This window comes from Zobellia alginiliquefaciens (assembly GCF_029323795.1).
In the GTDB taxonomy this organism is placed as follows: Bacteria; Bacteroidota; Bacteroidia; order Flavobacteriales; family Flavobacteriaceae; genus Zobellia; species Zobellia alginiliquefaciens.
The window spans coordinates 4,356,030-4,378,703 of sequence record NZ_CP119758.1 but is presented as its reverse complement, the minus strand read 5'-3'; the positions used below and the strand labels follow the sequence as shown (position 1 = coordinate 4,378,703).

Here is a 22,674-nt window from a genome sequence, read left to right as displayed (position 1 = left end):
TACCAATAGGCATAAAAAAAGCAGGAAAGCGACAAATCGCTTTCCTGCTTTTTTCTATAAATAGAAGCGTTATACGCTACGTTTTGCTTTCTTCTTATCTCTCCACTCTTTGTAAAGTTCCAAGATGTTGCCACCTAACCAATAAGGTACTACAAAGGTTAACAAGAATATCATTAACCAAAAACCAATAGTTAAAATGGTCAAAAATGCTAAAAATCCAAGATACTGATCAAATTCCATGTGCTCAATTTTGCTGTACAAAGATACTTTAGAAAGAATGAAAATTGCAAATCGAAATCAAAAAAAATAGCATAAATTGAAAAACCTAAATTTTTAAAGCCCCAAAGGGGAAATAAAATGGCGAAATAGTACCTTTGTCAACTAACGTAATACTACCAATAATGAGCTTTAGAATCGAAAAAGACACAATGGGCCAAGTAGAGGTTCCCAGCGATAAATACTGGGGCGCCCAAACTGAGCGTTCTAGAAACAATTTTAAAATAGGACCTTCTGCATCTATGCCCTTAGATGTAGTATATGGTTTTGCTTACCTAAAGAAAGCTGCCGCTTATGCCAATCATGAACTAGGGGTTCTCGCCAAGGAAAAAAGGGACCTTATTGCACAAGTTTGCGATGAAATTTTAGAAGGGAAACATGATGACCAATTCCCTTTAGTTATTTGGCAGACCGGATCAGGTACACAAAGTAACATGAACGTTAACGAAGTTATTGCAAACCGTGCTCACGAAATAGCGGGCAAAAAAATCGGTGAAGGCGAAAAAACAATTCAGCCTAATGATGACGTAAACAAGTCGCAATCATCCAATGACACTTTTCCTACAGGCATGCACATAGCTGCTTATAAAAAAATTGTGCAGAATACGATACCTAGTATAACCCAATTGCGGGATACTTTAAACAAGAAATCAGAAGATTTTGCTGAAGTTGTAAAAATAGGTCGGACACATCTTATGGATGCCACTCCCTTAACCTTAGGTCAAGAGTTTTCTGGCTATGTTTCGCAATTAGACCATGGTTTAAAGGCCTTAAACAATACCTTAGACCACTTAAGTGAATTGGCCTTAGGAGGAACGGCAGTAGGAACAGGTTTAAATACACCAAAAGGGTATGATGTACTTGTAGCAAAATATATTGCGGAATTTACCGGACTCCCTTTTCGCACAGCGGAAAACAAGTTTGAAGCTTTAGCCGCCCATGATGCTATAGTAGAAAGTCATGGCGCCCTTAAACAATTGGCTGTTTCCCTAAACAAAATTGCCAATGACGTGCGTATGATGGCTTCTGGCCCAAGATCAGGTATCGGTGAAATTATTATCCCTGCAAATGAACCTGGTAGTTCTATAATGCCCGGCAAGGTTAACCCAACGCAATGTGAAGCCATGACAATGGTCTGCGCTCAAGTAATGGGTAACGATGTTGCCGTATCCGTTGGTGGTACGCAAGGACATTATGAATTGAACGTATTTAAGCCTATGATGGCCGCTAACATCTTACAATCCGCTGAGTTGATTGGTGATGCCTGTGTAAGTTTTGATGTAAACTGCGCCGCTGGTATTGAGCCTAACCACGAAGTAATCAAAGAACTTTTAAATAATTCCTTGATGCTGGTTACCGCCCTTAATACAAAAATTGGCTATTACAAAGCTGCTGAAATTGCAAATACCGCTCACAAAAACGGAACGACTCTAAAAACAGAAGCCGTTAATTTAGGGTATGTTACCGCCGAAGATTATGACGACTGGGTAAAACCTGAAGAAATGGTCGGGAGTCTAAAATAGATAGACCTTACCGTTGAACAAAAAAAGGGGCAATCTTTAGATTGCCCCTTTTCATTTATATGTAATGGATAGTGCGTTTTCTATTTTAAAGTGAACTTAGAAGTTCCCAATAATTTTAGTCTGTCATCATAAACATTCACCATATAGTTTCCTTCTTTGAAATCTCCAGAAGGCTTATTGATATAATCACAAACATCTAAAGACTTATTCTCATAGTAAAAACCAGTTCCTTTGCTGTATGTTACAGAAGCACCAGAATCATTAGTCTTAGAATAGCTCTCTCCTAGTACATTTCCTTGAGGATCAAGAACCTCAATAAAGAACTCTCTATCTCCAGCTTGTGCAATTACGTTGTCCGCAACCGTAAAACAGATTTTAAACTTATCACTTCTTTTAGCTCTAGAAGTAGAAACTAGTTTTCCACTGCTACGTTCCTTAACAGCATCAACACTAAACTTGGACAGGTTAAGAGCTGAACCTTTTTCAACTACATCTGCCAATTGAGTGTTCTGTACAACTAAAGAATCGTTAAAAACAGTTTGCTTCTCTAGTTCTGTATATGTACTGTCTCTTTGCATAGCAATAAAAGTGTTCGATTTGGTAAGTGAATCTACTTGCTTCAATAATTGCTCTCTTTCTTGCTTTAAAACACCTACTTGTCTTCTATATCTAGAAAGAGAAGAGATATCAGCCTTCATTCCTTTTACAGAATCAATATATTTTGCAATATTATCCCTTGCTGAAACCAACTCTTCATTTGTGGCGTTGCTCTCTAGGATAGCTTTGTCATATTCCGACTTCAAACTATTTAAATCCTCAACCACCAATTGCTTCTCTTGAGTAAGCGCAGTTTCGTTTTTCTTCTTTTCTTGGTATAGACTAACTGTGTAAATTATGGTACCCAAAAGTACTACACCTAGCAATCCTGCCAGCACTTTTAACCCATTGTTGTTTTTTGTTTCAGTCATAATGTTAATATTAATTACTAATAAAAATTATTGGTTTGTATCGCTTTATATACGATAAGATTTTCTTTTTAGATTTTTTGATGTAAAAAAATCAAATAATAAGTCAATCAAAAGTTATGATATAGTAACTTTAAACATCAGTAAGAAATTAACTGAATCTTATGTCAATCAAAATTATTCCTTTCAAAACCGCGTACGCCCCCATTTTTAAAGAGCTAAACCATAAATGGATAGAGCAATACTTTTCGGTTGAACCAATGGATATTTACCTTTTGGAAAATTGTCAAGAACATATCATTGATAAAGGAGGATATATCTTTTTTGCGCAAAAAGATGATAACATCGAAGGGTGTTTCGCTCTTTTGCCTGTAAACAACACCACTTTTGAGCTAGGAAAAATGGCTGTGTCATCGGAATTTCAAGGCCTTAAAATAGGTCAGAAAATGCTATCCTTTGCTATAGAATTTGCTAAGGACAAATCCTTGGAAACACTTATTCTTTACTCCAGCACCAAATTGGACAATGCTTTACATATCTACAAAAAATTTGGTTTTAAAGAGGTTCCCATTGAAAAACACGTAGAGTACGCACGAAGTGACATAAAAATGCAATTAACCCTATAACAGAAATATCATGAAAAATCTTTTATTTATACTAGTGAGCTGTGGCGTTCTTTTCCTAGGATGCAAAGAGAACAAGAAAAACACGAAGAGTACAACAGAAGTAGAAAATACTGCCGAAGCCGCACCTGTGGATAAAGAAATTGAATCCGAAATTAAAATAACACCTATAGAGCATGCTACCGCCGTAATGGAATGGAACAATGTTACTATCTATATTGATCCCGTAGGAGGAGCGGAAGCGTTTGATGGGCAAAAATCTCCCGACTTAATATTAATTACGGATATTCACGGTGACCATTTGAATGTAGAGACTATAGAAGCCCTGGGAACTGACAAGGCTAAAATCATAGTTCCACAAGCTGTTGCTGACAAACTACCGGAAGTATTTACGCCGCAGATTGATGTATTAAACAATGGTGATAGTAAAGAACGTTACGGTATTACCATTGAAGCTGTACCCATGTACAATTTAAGAGAAGAAGCTTTAAAATATCATGAAAAAGGACGTGGTAACGGCTATATATTAAATATAGGTGATGAGCGTATTTATTTTTCCGGTGATACCGAAGATATACCTGAAATGAGAGCCTTAGAAAATATTGACAAAGCTTTCATTTGTATGAATCTTCCGTACACTATGACCCCTGAAAGCGCAGCGGCCGGGGTGTTGGCTTTTAAACCAAAACAAGTGTATCCATACCATTACAGAGGCAAGCCCGATGTTAGTGATGTTTCCAAATTCAAAGAATTGGTAAATGCCGGTGACCCCGAAATTGAAGTAGTTCAATTAGACTGGTACCCAAATGAAGATTACTAAAAATAGAGTCACTAAAAAAAAGCTCCTAAGAATACGTTTCTTAGGAGCTTTTATATGAAAGATGGTTCTATTATTTATCGAATCAACTTCTTGTATTTAATACGTTGAGGAATTAAATCACCACCTAAACGTTTCTTCTTGTTCTCTTCATAATCAGAGAAAGACCCCTCAAAGAAATAGACTTGAGAATCGCCTTCAAAAGCCAAAATATGCGTACAAATACGATCCAAGAACCAACGGTCGTGAGAAATAACAACCGCACAGCCTGCAAAATTTTCAAGCCCATCTTCTAATGCACGTAACGTATTAACATCTAGATCATTAGTTGGCTCATCCAAAAGTAATACATTACCTTCTTCTTTCAGTGTCATTGCCAAGTGAAGTCGGTTACGCTCCCCACCGGAAAGCATATTTACTTTCTTATTTTGCTCACTTCCGGAGAAGTTAAATCTACTCAAATACGCTCGTGAATTTACTTGACGACCGCCCATCATAACAAGCTCTTGCTCATCACTAAAGTTTTGCCAAATTGTTTTCTCTGGATCTATGTTGGAGTGACTTTGATCTACATAAGAAATCTTGGCAGTTTCCCCTACTTCAAAATCACCTTTATCAGGCTTTTCTTCTCCCATGATCATTCTAAAAATGGTGGTTTTACCTGCGCCATTGGGTCCTATAACACCAACAATACCTGCTTGTGGAAGTTTAAAGTTCAAGTCTTCATAAAGCAACTTATCATCATAAGCTTTACTAACACCTTTAGCTTCAAGCACATTTGTTCCTAAACGTGGACCATTTGGAATATAGATTTCCAGTTTTTCGTCAAGCTGTTTTTGGTCTTGACTCATTAACTTATCATAGTTCTTTAAACGCGCTTTCTGTTTGGTCTGACGGCCTTTAGCTCCTTGACGAACCCATTCCAGCTCTCGCTCCAATGTTTTTTGTCTTTTAGATGCCGATTTACTTTCATCTGCCATACGCTTGGATTTTTGGTCCAACCAGCTAGAATAGTTCCCTTTCCACGGAATACCTTCGCCCCTATCCAATTCTAAAATCCATCCAGCTACATTATCCAAGAAGTATCTATCGTGAGTTACAGCGATTACGGTACCCTTATATTGTGCCAAATGATGCTCCAACCAATGTACGGACTCTGCATCAAGGTGGTTGGTAGGCTCATCCAATAATAGGATTTCCGGTTCTTGCAGTAATAGGCGACAAAGCGCTACACGTCTTCTTTCACCACCGGATAACACACTAATTTTCTTATCTGGCTCCGGAGTACGAAGGGCATCCATTGCTATTTCTAATTTCGTATCCAGTTCCCAAGCGTTTGAAGCATCAATTTGATCTTGGAGTTCTGCTTGCTTGTCCATCAACTTCTGCATCTTATCAGCATCCTCATATACTTCAGGAAGCCCGAACATATCATTGATTTTATTATACTCATCAAGTATCGCTACGGTCTCACTTACCCCTTCTTTAACAATTTCAAGAACCGTCTTGTTCTCATCTAGCCCTGGCTCTTGTTCTAGGTAACCTACTTTATACCCGGGAGAAAAAACAACATCACCTTGAAAGTTCTTATCCACTCCCGCTATAATCTTAAGCAAGGTAGATTTACCTGATCCGTTCAGACCTAGAATACCAATCTTGGCACCGTAGAAAAAGCTTAAGTAAATATTTTTAAGAACAGGCGTATTTGCGTTCTTATATGTTTTGGTGACTCCGGACATGGAGAAAATCACCTTCTTATCATCAGACATATTATGTTATTAAATATTTTATTAAAAGGATATTGTGTAACTTACCTAAACTCTTCCTTTAAGTGCATTAAACACCCAAGCAATAGCGAAAAATCCTATTCCAACAGAGGCAAAGCCCCAACCGGCAACTTCATCGTATCTAAAAGCGCCTAAAGCAATTAGTGCCAGACCCACAAAAATCATAATAAAAGTGGCCCATGCCAAAACGGTATTTTTATTCATTCCCATGTTAATTCGGTTTCAATTTTGGTAACTTCAAATATCGTAAATTTTAAAATATATTAGGGCTCTATCCCTGCTTTTGTTCCTCAAAAGGAAAAATAACCCCCGATTCCTGACGTACATCATAAAGAAGCTGTGCCAAATCCTTAGTATTCTGATGGCTCCAAACGTTACTTTGGAGTTGTCCGGAAGTTAAACAAGAATGTACTTCTTCAATTTCATATGTATACCCTTTACCCTGGGTGGGCAAACTATAATCCGTCAACTTACCTTCTTTTTCTATGGTGTATACCTGTGCTTCATGCCATCTTGGGTGAAGAAAAATGGCACCTTCACTTCCTGATATTTCAGCTTTCATTTCAGATTTTGAATTTAATCCACTGTAAAGAATAGCCTGCGCTTCGTCATACTCAAAAATTATTGAAGTCTGCATTTCTACACCTGTCTTAAAAAAACGAGATGATGCCTGTATTTTCTTTGGCATGCCCAGTAATATATAAGCTAAAAAGATAGGGTATATACCAATGTCCAGTAGAGAACCTCCTGCTAAATTTGGATTCAACAACCTACTTTCAACATCCCTACCCAACGCATAAAAAGCAAAATCGGCATGAATAAATCCAATAGGACCAATTTCTCCTTCTTCCACAAGTTGCTTGGTTTTTTGGATGGTTGGATTAAACCTACTCCACAAAGCTTCCATTAAAAATACTTCGTTCTTTTCCGCAACAGAAATCATTCGTTCTACCTCCGAGGGGTTCACTCCCATGGGTTTTTCACAAAGCACATGCTTACCGCTTTCCATGGCTCTTACACTTAAATCTTTATGGGATGTATGCGGTGTAGCTATATAAACCACATCTACCTCGCTAGATTCAAAAAGCGATTCATAACTATCAAAAATATGCTCCACCCCATATTCATTAGCAAATTCCTTAGCTTTATCCATACTCCTGGAAGCAACAGCAGCAAGAACTCCCCCTGAAACTAAAGCCAAATCTTTTGCAAAAGTGTGGGCAATACTTCCCAATCCTACTATTCCCCAACGTACCTCTTGTACCATATGATTTTCAATTTTTTCAAATGTAAACAATTTTACTCCTTATCTTTAAGCATTGAAATGTCAAGGCAAAAAAATGGATTTAAAATTTAACAAGAACGAAGACCACAACAAATTGCTTTTAAGCGACCTTAAGAGGCGCTTGGCCCAAGTAAAATTGGGCGGTGGTAAAGCGCGTATTGAAAAACAACACGCTCAAGGGAAAATGACCGCTCGCGAGCGCATTGACTATCTGCTGGACTCCAATAAAAATAGTGTTGAAATAGGTGCTTTTGTGGGAGACGGCATGTATGAAGAACATGGCGGATGCCCATCTGGCGGTGTCGTTATTAAAATTGGTTACGTTTCCGGCAAACAATGTATTGTTGTTGCCAATGATGCAACGGTAAAAGCCGGAGCCTGGTTTCCCATAACGGGAAAGAAAAACCTCCGTGCGCAGGAAATTGCCATGGAAAACCGCTTGCCAATTATTTATCTAGTTGATAGCGCCGGTGTTTACCTTCCGCTACAGGACGAAATTTTTCCTGACAAAGAGCATTTTGGCAGAATATTCCGGAACAATGCCGTAATGAGCAGCATGGGAATTACCCAAATTGCCGCAGTTATGGGCAGTTGCGTGGCCGGTGGCGCGTACTTACCTATAATGAGCGACGAAGCTTTAATAGTAGATAAGACAGGTAGTATTTTCTTAGCAGGAAGTTATCTGGTAAAAGCTGCCATTGGAGAATCCATAGACAATGAAACCTTAGGAGGAGCCACCACGCATTGCGAGGTAAGTGGCGTAACCGACTATAAGGCCAAAGATGATTCTGATGCGTTAACCACCATTAAAAACATCATGGATAAAATTGGCGATTTTGATAAAGCCGGTTATAACAGAAAACCAACGGAAAAACCAAAAGAGAACCCAGAAGATATCTTTGGTATCCTTCCTAATACCCGGACGGACCAGTATGATATGGGCGAAATTATAAAGCGCCTAGTAGACAACTCAGAGTTTGAAGAATACAAAGAAGGCTACGGCAAGACCATTCTAACCGGCTATGCTAGAATAGACGGCTGGGCAGTAGGTATTGTTGCCAACCAACGTAAAGTAGTAAAGACCAAAAAAGGTGAAATGCAGTTTGGTGGGGTTATTTATTCCGATTCCGCGGATAAAGCCACCCGTTTTATCGCTAATTGCAATCAGAAGAAAATTCCTCTTGTATTCCTGCAAGACGTTACAGGTTTTATGGTAGGAAGCAAAAGTGAGCACGGGGGCATTATTAAAGATGGTGCAAAAATGGTGAATGCCGTCAGTAATTCAGTGGTTCCTAAATTTACTATTGTTATTGGAAATAGTTACGGTGCCGGAAACTACGCTATGTGCGGAAAAGCGTATGACCCAAGATTGATTGTAGCTTGGCCCAGTGCTGAGCTTGCCGTAATGGGCGGTAATTCTGCTGCCAAAGTTTTACTACAGATTGAAAAAGCATCCTTGAAAAAGAAAGGTGAAACACTAACCGAAAAGAAGGAAGCAGAACTTTTTAATAAGATCAAAAGCAGGTATGACAACCAAGTTTCTCCTTACTATGCTGCTTCACGTCTTTGGACGGATGCTATTATAAATCCTTTGGATACCCGTAAATGGATATCCATGGGAATAGAAGCAGCAAACCACGCACCTATTGAGAAGGATTTCAATCTAGGCGTTATTCAGGTTTAGCTGTTTCAAAATACTAAAAATTAAAAGGCAATCTTATCTAGGGTTGCCTTTCTTTGTATTTTACCACTTGTGGTTTCCTCAAGCCTGTTCACAGAATAAATCTTCTTGGGTATTTCAAATTTCTCAAGTGAAGCTACTTTTTCTATTTTACGCTGAAGAGCCAGTGTATCTTGATTACCCTCTATTATCAAAATTAATTTTTGGCCCAATTTATCATCTGGAACTCCTGCTACAAAAAAACGACTCTCCACCACAGACGCTAGCTTTGTTTCTATATGTTCAGGAAATAATTTTACACCTCCCGAATTAATGACATTATCATAGCGTCCCAGCCATTTAAATTGGTCTTCAGACACTAAATTCACCATATCATTCGTATGAATCAACCCATTGGAAACTGAAGGCGCATCAATGAGTAAACATCCTCTTCTATCCATTTTTATTTTTACATTGGACAAGGTCGAGAATACATCCATATCCATAGACTGATTCAGTAAAGGCTTTACGGCTATATGGGTAATGGTTTCGGTCATACCATAAGTTTCGTAAACTTTTGTTTCTTGAGCCCCCTTCAAAAACTGCTGTTTCAATTTGTAAGAAATAGGCGCACCACCCACGATTAATTTCTTAACCCTGTTTAGTTTGTCCAAAGAATTCTCGAACTGTAAAGGAACCATTGCCACAAAATCATATAAATTATCGATTTCCTCTAACGGATATGAAGATGGGGTGACGCAATCAATTGAAAGTCCCAGTACCATTGCTCTGACCAACATCATCTTACCTGCAATATAAGTTGCCGGCAGACATAGTAAAGCATTGTTCATGGGTTGAAGTTCAAAAAAAGCCCCTGTTGCCAAAGCCGAGTTAACCATATGCTCCTTTAGCAGTGTAATGGGTTTTGGTTTTCCTGTAGAACCGGAAGTATGTACCGTTATAGTTGATTTTTCGTTTAACCAATCTATCAGAAAATCACCAATGTGCTTTTCGTACTCCTCTCCTTCCTTAACTAAACTGTAAGCTACTTCTTTCAGTTCCTCTTTAGCATATACATTGCCATTAAACTTAAAATGTTTATGAAGATTTTTATACGTCTGCATTTTCTTTTTCTAAAGCTAAAAATGTTTCTTCGGACGGAACATCGCCTGTTAGTCTTTCCTTCCAATCCGTCCACTTGTATTTTTTAGAGAAAACATAGAGAAGGATCGGATAAATTACGAATACCGGCACCAATACATCCCAACCCAAAACTGGGTCAGAAATATCTCTGTATATGGAATCCACCTGAAACGCGGTCCAATCTGCGGTCACCAAAAGTGCCGCTGTTAGGTTATTTGCTGCATGAAAACCTAAGGCCAATTCTAAACCTTCATCCATTAAGGTCAATATACCCAGAAAGAACCCTGTGCCAATGTAAAAAACCAAAATGCCATAACCCAGTTCCGCTACTTCCGGATTAAAAATGTGCATGATACCGAATAATAAGGAAGTAACCACTAAAGGCAGCCAACGGTTTTTGGCCATGATGCCCAGCCCCTGCATCATATAACCTCTCATATAATACTCTTCCATACTCGTCTGCAAAGGAATCATCAAAATTGCGATAATAGCCAAAACTACAAACCGATCTAGGTTAAAGTTTAATTCATAATCCTCCGGAGCCAAGGTTATATCTATAAAAATGAATGCCGTAGAAATCAATGCCCAAACACCAAATGCAAAGAATACCCTTTTAAAATCGATTTTCTTGCGTGAAGTGGTGAGCTGTGTAATTTTCTGTCTATGCACTATACTCACATAAGCGAAAAGACCTACCAAACCAATAACAAAGGTGAGTAACATAAAAAACAGTAGCGTATTTGAGCCTAAAACACTGGCCATTGCCCCCATATCCCCCGCGCCCAATACCGAAAGGGAGTCAGCTTCTACCAAAAGAGCTATTATCAAAGGAATACCACCAATAAACTGCCAAACAAAAAACACTGCCAAGAGACCAACTACATATCTCCATGAATCACTTAAACCTTTATAGGCTTGTGCTATATACATAAATCTTCTATTAAATTACTTTTCCAACTCTTTTCATTACTATAAAATAATTGCCCGTTTTTGACTGTTAAGGGAGAATCAAAATTATTTGTATACAAACCACCTGTTCCTAAACCCTGCGGCATTGAATTTTGCAAAGTATAGGTCCATTGAGCTATTGCATTTAAACCAATATTACTTTCCAGAGCACTTGTCACCCACCAACTAATATTCATTTTCTGAGCTATATCAATCCACTCTTTAGAACCTTTGTATCCACCTACTAAACTTGGTTTTAAAATTATATATTGAGGGTTTATGGTTTGTAGAAGTTCTTTCTTTTTTGTTACACCAAAAACCCCTATTAATTCCTCATCTAAAGCGATGGGTAAAGGAGTTTCCTCACAAAGACTATGCATGGCGGCATACTGCCCTTGTTTAATGGGCTGTTCTATGGAGTGCAGAGAAAATTGGGATAGAGTGTTTAATTTTTGCAATGCATCTTCCGGCGTAAATGCTCCATTGGCATCAACACGTAACTCTATTTCCGAAGCATTGTATTTTTTTCTGATAGACTCCAGAAGTTTAATTTCTGTTCTAAAATCAATAGCCCCGATTTTCATTTTAATACACCTGAAGCCGTCCTCTAATTTTTGGGCTATTTGCTCCAGCATAAACGATTCATCACCCATCCAAATAAGTCCATTAATGACGATAGGCTGCTGTTCTTTAATAAAACTAGAAGGAAAAAGTTGAAATGGGTTATCTGCAGAAAGTGATAAAAAGGCCTGTTCTACCCCAAACTGAATACTGGGATACTCCATTAATGCCTCCCACAAGGCATCTTTATCTAGATGAATATTTTCGCAAGTCCATTTTAGTATTTCCTCATAACCCTCTACATCATCAACACTTAAGCCTCTTAAAATTCCACATTCTCCAATTCCCTGACTTTCGTTATCGTTTAGGATTAGGAACCATGTCTCTTTTTGTCTTAAGATACCTCGGGATGTTCCGCTTGGACGCTTAAAGTCTAAAATATATTTTTTATAAGTTGCCTGCATAATTGACTTCAAATTTAGCTATATTTTACCTCATAAATACCCAAAATGGCAAGCATAAACAATAAAACAATTTGGATTACCGGAGCTTCTTCTGGAATTGGCGAGGCGTTGGCGTATAAACTGAGTGAAAAAGGGTGTCAACTCATATTAAGCTCCAGGAACCAAGCAGCACTTGAAGTCGTCCGAGGTAACTGCAAAAATCCAGAAACCGTTAAAATACTTCCATTGGATATTACCAAATATGAACTGATGCCCTCAAAAGCTGAAGATGCAATTAATGCCTTTGGCTCCCTAGATATTTTAATCAATAACGCAGGCATAAGCCAACGTTCTTATATTTTAGATACCGACTTTGAGGTTTATAAAAAATTAGTGGATATCAACTATTTAGGGACGGTAGCAATCACAAAAGCGGTTCTACCTTATTTCATTAAGCAGCAAAATGGACATTTTGCCACAGTAACGAGTCTGATGGGAAAATTTGGTTCCCCTATTCGCTCGGGGTATTGCGGCTCAAAACATGCTCTTCATGGCTTTTTTGATGTTCTACGGATGGAACATGAGAAAGACCACCTTAAAGTTACTCTTGTTGCTCCAGGCTTTGTTCAAACCAATATTGCAAAAAATGCATTAGTTGGGGATGGTAAAGCTAGAGGTCATGAAGATGAGGACAACGCCAACGGATTAACCACAAGCGATTTTGCAGAGAAAATGATCAGAGCTTTAGAAAAAGAAAAGTTTGAAGTATATATGGGCGGAAAAGAAGTTTTAGGCGTCTATCTAAAACGATTTTTTCCAAGGTTACTACATAAAATGGTCTTGAAAAATACAGCTAAAAATTCATAACCTAGCAAAAATTAAACCAGTACCGAACCCCATCTTCAGCGGTTTTATCGATATTAAGTGTGGTTTGCAATTGGTTGGCCAAACGATTCATTAACCTAATACCCATTGATGAATTTGCTCTTTCGTCCGTGTCATCTGGCAAACCTATACCATTATCGGAATATTCAAAATACCCTTCTTTCTCTCCAATTTTTCGAATGTGAATGTAAATCTTCCCATTATCATCATTCTCAGGAAAGGCATACTTAAAAGAGTTAGAAACAAGCTCGTTAAGCATAAGACCAAACGGAATAGCCCTATCAATATCCAACTCAACACCTTCGGCATCTACTGTAATATTAATATTGTGCCCACCTTTTTTGTAAACCGATTGAACGCTATTAATTAAACTTTCGATATAACTTTGCATTTCAATAACCGAAAGGTCCTCGTTTTGATATAATTTTTGATGAATCAGAGCCATAGCCTTAACCCTACTCTTTCCTTCTTCCAAAGCTTCTATAGCGGCTTTACTCCGTGTGTTCTTAGTCTGCAAACTCAATAAACTAGAAACCATCTGAAGGTTGTTCTTTACCCTGTGGTGAATCTCTTTTAAGAGCGAATCTTTTTCTACTAAAGAATTTTCTATAATATATTTCTGCTCCGCAATTAAACGTTGATTTTTTATACTTTTTAAATAGGCATAAACCAAGCCGGCAAAACCTACCAGGGTAAATAATAAGGAGATAAGCACCAAGTTGATATTTCTATCCTTAGCCATCATATCATTACGAGACTTCTCCAAAGCTAACTTTTGCTCCGCCAACATGGTTTGAGAAACAGCAAGATCTTGCCCCATAACCGTAGCTAATTGCTGCTTTCTTAATTCCGATTGATTATCTAAAATCGAATCTCGTACGCGAATGTTCTTTTTTAAATAAAGAGCTGCATTTTTGTAGTCCTCGGTTCTATCATAGTACAATGCCAGTAATCTATTTTTACGAAGCAGATTTTTAGTTGTACTAGTCTCTAAGTTATCACTTAAAAAATCAGTAGCTTTTTCATAATCTTCCAACTGAAGATAGCACTCACTAATTGCCAGGCTATTCTCGGTTATCTCAGAAGACAGCTCCTTGCTCTTATACTTTTTTAGGGTATTTATACCACTTTCCAAGTGTGGAATAGCCTCTTTATATTGTTTTAAATCTACGTGGCACTTACCTATATTACCTTCTATTATTCCCTTTAAAAGGTTGGCACTTTCGATTTCTTTTTCAGATTTTTTACGGGTAATAAGATTCATGAAGACATCTATATACCCTTTTGCCTTTTTGTAGTGGCTTAATGCAGTAGGTGCAGATTCATCCAACCTTAAGTAATTCCCTAAATTATTATAGTATTCAGCTTGAGCGTAGAAATCATTCTCTTCAATGGTCTTTTTAACATTATCTATATAATGCTCCATTGCCTTTCTATACATTCCTAGATTGGCATAGATATCATAAAAAGCTACGTTGTCATTGATTTTGAGCTCCTTTTGTTCCTTACGAATTTCAATTTGCTCAGTATACATCGTTAACTGCCCATAATTGTCGTCCATTGTGTCCAACAACTTAGATTTCAAATAAATATCTAAATCATCTTTTTCTGCATAGAGCTCTTTTGAAATAGCTAAACTCTTATCATAATCCCCTAAATCATAATAAATTCTAGCCTGAATAAGTTTGTAACGTACAATTTCCGACTCATCATCATCTTTTATTGCAGCGTTAAGGTAGAGGTTAACCAAATCCAGCCAATCATAGGTCGAAGTTTCCCTATAACGGTCTTGAGCGTTAAAAAAGAAACTGAGTTTCTCTTCAGGGGTCTCAATGTCCTGAAACTGATGAAACAAGTTTTGCTCAGTGGTTTCTTCTTCCTGGGCAAATACGCCGAAGGATAGAAAAAAAACTGCCCAAACAAAAAAGGTGTTTTTATAGTAAATGTTGCTCATATATCTAAATGGAACAAAATCAAAAATATTCTGTTCTGTTTGTACTTAGTTCTTACATTAGCTTATGGTATCCGGTCATAATACACACAAAAACAACATTTTATTAAAGCTAATGGCTTATCTAAGCTAATCTATTTAATTGGTTATTTAGTCCATTTATCTATAAAATTAAAAAAAAGGACTGTAAGAAAATAATCTAATCCAAGAACTATTCAAAATAAGTGTGCCGCCCCTATATAAAGTACTTGTCTATGCGATATTTTAATAATATAAAAATACTATTAACAAGTAAAGAACCGATTACTATTGTTGTGAAACCCCATTTAGTTGTTGTGAAATGTAACTTCCTTTATATACTCTTATGTACATCTTTAGCTTCCAATAACACTATATGAGAAAAATTTTCCTACAATATTCACAAACTAAAAGGAACCTTATCTGGGTAGACAAGGCTCCTTTACGAGAACACTATATGAAAATGAAAAATTGTATATCTATTTTGGATGTATTGTTTTTCTAATACACTACCAAACTATTGTATTATGTAGGAAAATGGAAAATAATGTTGTGAAACCTTCAAAAGTTGTGGTGAATGCGATCTTTTAGCAAATAAAAAAGGAGAACATACAAATGTTCTCCTTTTTCACTATTATATTTTGTTTGCTACGAATTCATGGCAGAGATAATAAACTCCTTAAAATCTTTTGAAATAGGAATTAATGTATCTTTTATCATAATATCCTTTGAGTTGATAGCGTCTATATGATCAACGTTTACAATATATGATTTATGGGCTCTGTAAAATTTGTTTTTCGGCAATTTCTCTAAATAATCCTTTAGTGGTGAACGGACCAAGAACTTCTTATCTACCGTATTCACTTCTAAATACACATTATCCGCTTTAATAAAGCGAATATCACTAAATTGTATACGATAATAAAGGTGTTGTTTCTTTACAAAAATAGAATCCTTTAAAACAGTATTGGACATTGGAACATCTTCTTCATTTTCCACTACAGCTGCCGTAGATTTGTCCGATCTTGTAAAATTAGAAAGAGCAATTTCTATAGAAGTGTAAAGGTCTTGCTGTTCAAAAGGTTTCACTAAATATCCATTTGGTTTTACCGTTTTAGCATTCTCTACTGTAGCCCTATCTGAGTTTGATGTTACAAATATGAAAGGTATATCATAATTTTCTCGAATATGTTTACCTAGGTCAATCCCAGTTTTGTCAGAAGCTAAAATTATGTCAATTAAAACAAGGTCAACATGTTGTGTTTTTAAAACTTCTTCGGCTTGCTCATAGACAATAACATTATCTACAATCTCATACCCTATTTCTTCTAGCATGGATTCCATATCATCTGCAATGATAACGTTGTCCTCTACGATTAGAATTCTAATTGGTTGTTCCAAAATGGTTGTTATTTTAGTAGGTTCATATTCTAAATTTACAAAAAAATATTACAACTGATGTAAATCAGTACTGACAAAAAGAAGGTGCTTAATGCTAGTTTCTTTAACTCAGGGTCTATTTGATCATTTCTATCCGTTCCAAGCACCCTTCTCAAATGAAGGAAAATTGGTACGTAAGCAATTAAAGGTAAAAAAAATAGCCAACCTTTTAAATTCACAACGGAAAATGCCAGTGTACTGAAAAAGGCAATGATCAATAATATACTATGATAGATTTTTCCTTTTTTAAACCCCATAAAAACAATCAGCGTGTTTTTATTGGCCTTTTTATCCGACTCATAATCCCTTAAATTGTTGAGATTCAAAACCCCTACACTCAAAAGTCCAATAGCAACTGCCGGTAATATGGCAATACTATGAAGCTCTTTTGTATAAAGTACCATAGAACCTATCACTGCCAATAATCCAAAGAAAAGAAAAACAAATATATCTCCTAATCCTCTATACCCATATGCCGAAGATCCTATTGTGTATTTTATGGCTGCCCAGATACTTATTGCCCCCAGGATTAAAAATAATATAGGATACATCATATTATCAAAACCGAAAGCAAAATATACTAGCGCTACAACCAGTATAACATCTATAAGTATTGAAAAAATTATACCTTCTTTTAAATCTTTTCTAGATATGCTACCACTCTGCAGTGCTCTTTTGGGCCCAATTCTGTCATCATTATCAGTTCCTTTTACTCCATCGCCATAGTCATTGGCAAAATTAGAGGTTACCTGAAACCCAATTGTAGTTAACAACGCTAAGACAAATACCACTGTATCTTCAAAGCCAAAGAAGTTAGCTAAAGCTGTACCTACTACTATACCAGAAACAGATAGTGGTAAAGTTCTTAACCTAGCCGCACGTATCCAAGCTTTAATATTCGTCAAAATTACTGAGGGGATTCAATCTGTATTCTTTTTCCTTCCTTATATGATGCTACAAAAGCATCTTGAAAACCAAGGTCTACCAATTGCTCCCTAAATTTTCGTGCCTCTTCTAAAGTTTCAAAATTACCTAGCGAGTATGAGTAAAATGGATTGGTTTTTACAAATATGGTATTGGTAAGTGCTTCCGAAGCAAGTGTCATATTGTTATCTACAAACGACTTTATTTGTACCGAATAAATTTTTTCCTTTTCTAAAAATTCTTTGGCCAAATAAAATTCACGCACCAAACTAAGTTCTTCATTTTGCTGCTTTAGATTGTCTATTCTAGACTTAATAGCATCTAAACTATCTATTGAAACCAGTAAGTTGCTTGGGCTTTCAAAATTATTGGAAACATTTCTTCCCGCGGTAAAAGAAAACACAATTAAAGCTCCAATAAGAAATAACCCAGTTACACCTGCAAGTAAGTTACGCTGCAACTTCTTCTTTCTTATCTCCTTATTTTTAAACTTAATCTGATCGAGAAGACGTTCGTTTATAATCTGCGCCTTGTCTATATCTTTGTGCAACTCCAATAAGTCGCTTTCTTCTATAAATGGCATATAATTATTTTTTCTAGGTTATACTGTTAAAGTTAACCAAAATACCGAAAGATCGATGAAATGCACTCCCGGAATGTTGCAAAATTACCATATTCTGTGGTATAGAATATAATACGCGATGTTAAAAACTAACCGTTCATCGATAAATAGCCTACCGTTCATCGAAAAGAGTCTCGCTTTTAATTAGATAGCATGGATACCATCCTCCTTAATCAAAATCTTTCGCTCTCTGTATAATGTCCCCACCCCTTTTTTAAAAGTCTTCTTGCTCATCTGAAGTTCTTTCTTAATAAGTATTGGATCGGATTTATCGTGAAGCGCTAAATATCCTCCATGCGCCATTAATTTCTTATATATTGCCTCTGCAGCAGGCTCAAGTACTTTTTCACCTATTGGTTGTAGAGAAATATCTAATTTGTTATCAGGTCTTATATTTTTGATATACCCCTTAGTTCTGTCCCCAACTGCAACGTGCTTATAAATCTCATTGGAATAAACCAAGCCTTTATGCTGGTCATTAATTATAACCTCCCAACCTAAATCTGTTAACCTGGTAAAAAGTAGTTCTACTTCCTGGCGCTCACGAACTGTTAGTTCATCATTGCTCAAAAACTTATCTATTTTATTGGAACCGACCAATCTAAAAGAAACGTCGTCCATATAGCAGCGTACCACATACCACTGCCCTTCTTTCATTTTATCGCGTTGTTCACTAAACGGAACCAACAAGTGCTTCTCTAGACCCCAATCCATAAAAGCCCCAATCTTATTCACTTCTGCCACCTGCAGAAACCCAAATTTATTTCTAATAACACTTGGTGTCAGAGTTGTAGCTATAGGTCTTTCCTCATGATCTAGATAACAAAATACCTTGATCATATCTCCAATATCTATTGTTTTTGGAACATACTTATTTGGCAAAAGAATTTCCGTGCCGGTCTTACTACCCAAAAAGAGTCCAACACTCGTGTCTCTAAGCACTTCTAACTCATTATAATTTCCTAATTCGATCATACTGCAAAAGTAACTTTAAAAATTGGGTATAAAAAAACCGTCCGCTTAAAAGCGGACGGTCAAAATTATATTTTATAAGTCTTTCTAGTATATAGAAGCTTTATCAAAGTGCTTACAAAGCATATAATATATAACCGCTCTGTGCTTATTTCTGTTAGAAGAACCGTATTTTTCTACTACAGACTTAATAGCTTCCATCAATTTTGGATCGTCAGCCATACCTAATTTCTTCATTAAGTAGTTTTTCTTAACCGTTTCTAATTCCTTTTCGTCAGAACCAGAAACCTTAGAAGCATCAATATTGTAGATTGCCGGACCTAGGCCCACGGTCACTTTTGTAAGAAGATCCATGTCCGGTGCTTCACCAAATTTATCCTTAATGTCTTCGGCGTACTTTACGATTAAATCGTCTCTTTTACTCATAATAGTTAGTGTTGAAAATGTTAATGGTTTTTATTAATTACCTCGAAGATATAAAATCAAAATAACCGAGCAAAATTTTGTTGTTTATAAATCTTGGTGTATGGACTTCCAAAATTTTTGGTTTTTCTGACAAAGCATAAAATTCCTTGAGCCTGTCATTCAGACTAGTTACCTCGTTTACCACTACATATTCTAACCCGAACTGACTACTTAAGTGTTCCACATTTCTATCGTGGGCAGTTTCAAAAAACGTAGCAAAATTTTCCGTTTCTTCTTGACCTGGTAAAATTCTAAAAATACCACCTCCATTATTATTTATAACTATTATTCTAAAATCTGGCCGAATATAATTATTCCATAAACCATTGCTATCGTACAGAAAACTAATATCTCCCGTAATCAACAAAGTAGGTGTTTTTCCATAAAATGCCGCTCCAACCGCCGTTGATGTACTTCCGTCTATTCCACTTGTTCCCCGGTTGCAGAAAATTTCTAAAGAAGGGTCAAGGTTGAATAGTTGGGCGTAACGTACCGTTGAACTATTGGCCAACTGAACTTGGTAGTTTTTTGGAATAGATTTAAGAATACTGTCAAAAGCTAGCATATCTGAAAATTCAATTTCATTTATGTAATTCTCTCGCTTGGCTTCGTACTGCAACCGCTTATTATTCCAATATTCGAAATAATCACTTTTTTGGGAAACAGTAAATTTCATAAGATTTCCAAAGAAGTTATTCACATCAGTTTTGAAGTGATGCGTTAACGAAAAAAATGTATTGAACGCCTTAAGCTCATCTATATGCCAATGATGTTCGGGTTTATAATCCCTTAAAAATGCTTTTATTTTTTTTGACACCACAAGTCCCCCAAACGTCAACAGCACCTGCGGACGAAGATTTTCAAACAACTCGTTTGATACCGAACTTTTTTCAATAGGAGCCACTATACTATCAATACTGGCAAAAAAATTAGGATGATGGAGATTAGAAGTAGTTTCCGTCATAACAATGACGGAAGGATCTGCCGCCAAAGTATTTAAAAACTTTTGTTCCACAGCATTGGGAGGATTCACCCCTACAAGAACCATCTTTTTATCGGAAGTATTCCAAATATCGCCGTATGTCTTATAATCTATAGCATCAATATCATTGATATTTTGAACAGGAACAATCAACGCCTTTACTGTAGGTTCCGTAATGGTATCATACAACGGCTCTTCAAAAGGAATGTTTATGTGGACAGGTAATTTCACCTGAAGCGCCACATTTAAAGCCGTATTGAGCTCCTTATCGTTATAATCCTTGATGTTTTGTTGTGCGGTTTCCTTATCCCCATTGGATAGCCATTCCGATTTGTATTTTTCAACACGTTGTACCGCATGCGAAACATCTTGTTTTAAATTGGCCGAATAGCCTATATGCCTGTCAAAAACATTATCCTGCCTAATGGTCTGACCATCACCAACATCAATTTTATAAATGGGGCGGTCTGCAGAAATAACCACTAACGGAATACCACTGTAAAAAGCTTCGGCCACAGCTGGATAGTAATTAAGCAACGCACTGCCCGATGTACATACCACCGCAACAGGTTCATGCAATTGCTGCGCAATGCCCAATGCAAAAAAAGCGGCGCTACGCTCATCTACAATACTAAAACATTTAAAATAGGGGTCTTCACTAAAATCTATGGTCAACGGAGCGTTTCGTGATCCTGGGGAAATTACTATGTTTTTTATCTTTTTCGCCTTGCAGTGTTGTACTACCAATTGGGCGGAAGGTATGCTAGAATATCTCATGAATTACAAAAATACAACGGTTGTATGTCTTAAACCAATCTTGTGTGAATTACTCGGTGGCCATTATTACCTTAAGCATGGTCTTGCTTTTAGCTACTGTTTCTTTCCATTCTTTTTCTGGATCCGAATCTTTAGTGATTCCGCCTCCTACATAGATTTTAATCTTATCATTAATCACCTGCATACAGCGTAAGTTGACAAAAAGTGTTGTGCTCTTAGAAATGGACCGATAGACACTATTCTCTGTATTTCTTGGGCGGTTATTACGATTTCTTTCTGTTTTAAAATTTAATTCACCTAAAAAACCTGTATAAAACTGGCGGTCATATTTTTCTTCTGTCAAAATAAAAGCTTTGGTCTCCTGCTTAGGCATACCACAAACAGCGGGCGTTGGATGCAGCGCACTAATTATTGTGCTAAGGTTTTCTTGTTTTGGAAATCCTGATATTTTGGTTCGCAAGTGCAATAAATTCCCGGCCCGTACGGTCTCCGTCTGTGTTTGTTCAAGACCAGAAACCTTGTTGCTTAAGGCATTAACAATATATCTTGTGACCAACTGCTGTTCTTCAAGTTCCTTGTTTCCCCAGCTGGGGTTTTCATTGGCAATATAGTTTTGGGTACCGGCCAATGACATGGTCGTTAACTTTCTATTTTGCATGGTCAATAGAATCTCCGGGGTAGCTCCAAGCCACATACCAACCTTAGGATGATACCATAAATAGCAAAATGCCAATTTATATTGACGCAACAATGTTTTGAATAAAGGCAAAGGTGGAATTTCCGAATTAACCTGAATTTTGCGTGATAACACCACTTTATCAAAAGTCCCAGCATCAATCTCAGCTATTCCTTTTTTCACCAAATCTAAGTGGCTATTTTTTTGTTCATCATTATCTTCTTCCGCATGCGTTTGAGATAATTCTTTGGTTTCAGAAGAGAAATCAGTCAAACTAAAAACTTCGTCCAGTTTTAAAAGTACTGCAGGCGAATCTGAATCAAAAGGAGCAAAAACGAAACCCGTTTCGGTATAATCCTTTACATGATGTAAATCACTATCTTTTTGGAAAATGGCGTTAATTGCATTCTCATTGGGTTTGCGATATGCTACAAAAGGTAATTTACGCTCTAACTGAGATTCAATTTTTTGAAAAAAATCCAACGGCATTAAATTTTCTTTGCTAATGCAATGGTCGTCAATTTACAGAACGAGACCAATTTGCCTTCTTCATTAGTAATCTTAATATCCCATAACTGAGTGGTTTTGCCTTTATGTAAAATAGTCGCTTTGGCAAAAACTTCACCTTTACGTACACTCTTTACATGGTTTGCCGAGATTTCAATACCACGGATAGCAAACTGTTGGGCATCAAGAAAAATATAGGAGGCCATACTACCAATGCTTTCGGCCAAGGCAACCATAGCTCCACCATGAAGTACCCCATCTGGCTGGTGAACCCTAGAATTGACAGGCATTTTGCCTATCAAAAAATCCTCCCCTACATCTACATACTCAATTTGCAGGGTTTCCATAAGTGTATTTTTTGAAGATTCATTACAGACCTTCAGTATTTTTTCCTTGTAGCCATCCATATCTACTATTTTTTTCA

General features: G+C 36.9%; 22 protein-coding genes. 5 read left to right on the top strand and 17 right to left on the bottom strand.

Annotated features, from left to right (window positions below; translation table 11 throughout):
* Positions 1 to 69 precede the first annotated feature (69 nt).
* Positions 70 to 240, bottom strand: coding sequence for a hypothetical protein (locus P0077_RS17890; protein WP_162857241.1), 171 nt, complete (start codon positions 238 to 240; stop codon positions 70 to 72).
* A gap of 161 nt (positions 241 to 401) precedes the next feature.
* On the opposite strand from P0077_RS17890, the gene fumC reads away from it, so the two are divergent.
* Positions 402 to 1,799: a class II fumarate hydratase gene (fumC, locus tag P0077_RS17885; RefSeq protein WP_276166569.1), complete on the top strand. Its 1,398-nt coding sequence runs from the start codon at positions 402 to 404 to the stop codon at positions 1,797 to 1,799.
* Between the two features lie 80 nt (positions 1,800 to 1,879).
* Here the strand turns inward: fumC and P0077_RS17880 are convergent, their stop codons facing one another.
* On the bottom strand, positions 1,880 to 2,767 hold the full coding sequence (locus tag P0077_RS17880; protein WP_276166568.1) for a DUF8428 domain-containing protein: 888 nt from the start codon (positions 2,765 to 2,767) through the stop codon (positions 1,880 to 1,882).
* Between the two features lie 161 nt (positions 2,768 to 2,928).
* Here P0077_RS17880 and P0077_RS17875 point away from each other — a divergent pair, with 161 nt between their 5' ends.
* Together P0077_RS17875 and P0077_RS17870 are read left to right on the top strand one after the other, a co-directional pair.
* Complete coding sequence (locus tag P0077_RS17875; protein ID WP_276166567.1) at positions 2,929 to 3,390, top strand: GNAT family N-acetyltransferase; 462 nt, start codon at positions 2,929 to 2,931, stop codon at positions 3,388 to 3,390.
* A 10-nt stretch (positions 3,391 to 3,400) separates the two neighbouring features.
* Positions 3,401 to 4,207 carry an MBL fold metallo-hydrolase gene (locus tag P0077_RS17870; RefSeq protein ID WP_276166566.1) on the top strand — a complete coding sequence of 269 codons (807 nt, stop codon included), beginning with the start codon at positions 3,401 to 3,403 and terminating at the stop codon, positions 4,205 to 4,207.
* Between the two features lie 74 nt (positions 4,208 to 4,281).
* Here P0077_RS17870 and ettA read toward each other — a convergent pair whose 3' ends face one another.
* The 3 genes from ettA to P0077_RS17855 form a co-directional block, all read right to left on the bottom strand.
* Entirely contained in the window at positions 4,282 to 5,973 is a 1,692-nt protein-coding gene (gene ettA / locus P0077_RS17865; protein ID WP_276166565.1) for an energy-dependent translational throttle protein EttA, read from the bottom strand.
* A gap of 45 nt (positions 5,974 to 6,018) precedes the next feature.
* On the bottom strand, positions 6,019 to 6,201 hold the full coding sequence (locus tag P0077_RS17860; protein WP_013995358.1) for a CAL67264 family membrane protein: 183 nt from the start codon (positions 6,199 to 6,201) through the stop codon (positions 6,019 to 6,021).
* 61 nt (positions 6,202 to 6,262) lie between these two features.
* Positions 6,263 to 7,258, bottom strand: a complete 996-nt coding sequence (locus tag P0077_RS17855) for a Gfo/Idh/MocA family protein (RefSeq protein ID WP_276166564.1) — start codon at positions 7,256 to 7,258, stop codon at positions 6,263 to 6,265.
* A gap of 73 nt (positions 7,259 to 7,331) precedes the next feature.
* Between P0077_RS17855 and P0077_RS17850 the strand changes: the two genes are divergently transcribed.
* On the top strand, positions 7,332 to 8,960 hold the full coding sequence (locus tag P0077_RS17850) for an acyl-CoA carboxylase subunit beta (protein ID WP_276166563.1): 1,629 nt from the start codon (positions 7,332 to 7,334) through the stop codon (positions 8,958 to 8,960).
* A 20-nt stretch (positions 8,961 to 8,980) separates the two neighbouring features.
* Here the strand turns inward: P0077_RS17850 and P0077_RS17845 are convergent, their stop codons facing one another.
* From P0077_RS17845 to P0077_RS17835, 3 genes are read right to left on the bottom strand one after another with little or no spacing between them, the layout of a single operon-like run.
* Positions 8,981 to 10,060 (bottom strand): AMP-binding protein, encoded by a 1,080-nt coding sequence (locus P0077_RS17845; RefSeq protein ID WP_276166562.1) that lies wholly within the window; start codon positions 10,058 to 10,060, stop codon positions 8,981 to 8,983.
* On the bottom strand, positions 10,047 to 11,009 hold the full coding sequence (locus tag P0077_RS17840; protein WP_276166561.1) for a CPBP family intramembrane glutamic endopeptidase: 963 nt from the start codon (positions 11,007 to 11,009) through the stop codon (positions 10,047 to 10,049). The genes P0077_RS17845 and P0077_RS17840 overlap by 14 nt, the downstream gene beginning before the upstream one ends.
* On the bottom strand, positions 11,000 to 12,052 hold the full coding sequence (locus tag P0077_RS17835) for an o-succinylbenzoate synthase (protein WP_276166560.1): 1,053 nt from the start codon (positions 12,050 to 12,052) through the stop codon (positions 11,000 to 11,002). Before P0077_RS17835 ends, P0077_RS17840 begins: the two co-directional genes overlap by 10 nt.
* A 45-nt stretch (positions 12,053 to 12,097) precedes the next feature.
* On the opposite strand from P0077_RS17835, the gene P0077_RS17830 reads away from it, so the two are divergent.
* On the top strand, positions 12,098 to 12,898 hold the full coding sequence (locus P0077_RS17830) for an SDR family oxidoreductase (protein WP_276166559.1): 801 nt from the start codon (positions 12,098 to 12,100) through the stop codon (positions 12,896 to 12,898).
* Position 12,899: 1 nt separating this feature from the next.
* Here the strand turns inward: P0077_RS17830 and P0077_RS17825 are convergent, their stop codons facing one another.
* The 9 genes from P0077_RS17825 to P0077_RS17785 form a co-directional block, all read right to left on the bottom strand.
* Entirely contained in the window at positions 12,900 to 14,870 is a 1,971-nt protein-coding gene (locus P0077_RS17825; RefSeq protein ID WP_276166558.1) for a sensor histidine kinase, read from the bottom strand.
* A gap of 663 nt (positions 14,871 to 15,533) precedes the next feature.
* Positions 15,534 to 16,286: a LytR/AlgR family response regulator transcription factor gene (locus P0077_RS17820; protein WP_276166557.1), complete on the bottom strand. Its 753-nt coding sequence runs from the start codon at positions 16,284 to 16,286 to the stop codon at positions 15,534 to 15,536.
* Between the two features lie 35 nt (positions 16,287 to 16,321).
* Positions 16,322 to 17,230: a 1,4-dihydroxy-2-naphthoate octaprenyltransferase gene (gene menA, locus P0077_RS17815; protein ID WP_276166556.1), complete on the bottom strand. Its 909-nt coding sequence runs from the start codon at positions 17,228 to 17,230 to the stop codon at positions 16,322 to 16,324.
* A gap of 2 nt (positions 17,231 to 17,232) precedes the next feature.
* Entirely contained in the window at positions 17,233 to 17,832 is a 600-nt protein-coding gene (locus P0077_RS17810) for an SPOR domain-containing protein (protein WP_194527076.1), read from the bottom strand.
* Between the two features lie 183 nt (positions 17,833 to 18,015).
* Entirely contained in the window at positions 18,016 to 18,846 is an 831-nt protein-coding gene (locus P0077_RS17805; protein ID WP_276166555.1) for a CvfB family protein, read from the bottom strand.
* 84 nt (positions 18,847 to 18,930) lie between these two features.
* The gene (locus P0077_RS17800; RefSeq protein WP_276166554.1) at positions 18,931 to 19,269 is read right to left on the bottom strand and encodes a DUF2853 family protein; all 339 of its coding nucleotides are present in this window, start codon (positions 19,267 to 19,269) and stop codon (positions 18,931 to 18,933) included.
* 37 nt (positions 19,270 to 19,306) lie between these two features.
* The gene (gene menD, locus P0077_RS17795) at positions 19,307 to 21,067 is read right to left on the bottom strand and encodes a 2-succinyl-5-enolpyruvyl-6-hydroxy-3-cyclohexene-1-carboxylate synthase (RefSeq protein WP_276166553.1); all 1,761 of its coding nucleotides are present in this window, start codon (positions 21,065 to 21,067) and stop codon (positions 19,307 to 19,309) included.
* Between the two features lie 49 nt (positions 21,068 to 21,116).
* Entirely contained in the window at positions 21,117 to 22,232 is a 1,116-nt protein-coding gene (locus tag P0077_RS17790) for a chorismate-binding protein (protein ID WP_276166552.1), read from the bottom strand.
* Complete coding sequence (locus tag P0077_RS17785) at positions 22,232 to 22,657, bottom strand: PaaI family thioesterase (RefSeq protein ID WP_276169225.1); 426 nt, start codon at positions 22,655 to 22,657, stop codon at positions 22,232 to 22,234. The genes P0077_RS17790 and P0077_RS17785 overlap by 1 nt, the downstream gene beginning before the upstream one ends.
* Positions 22,658 to 22,674 lie beyond the last annotated feature (17 nt).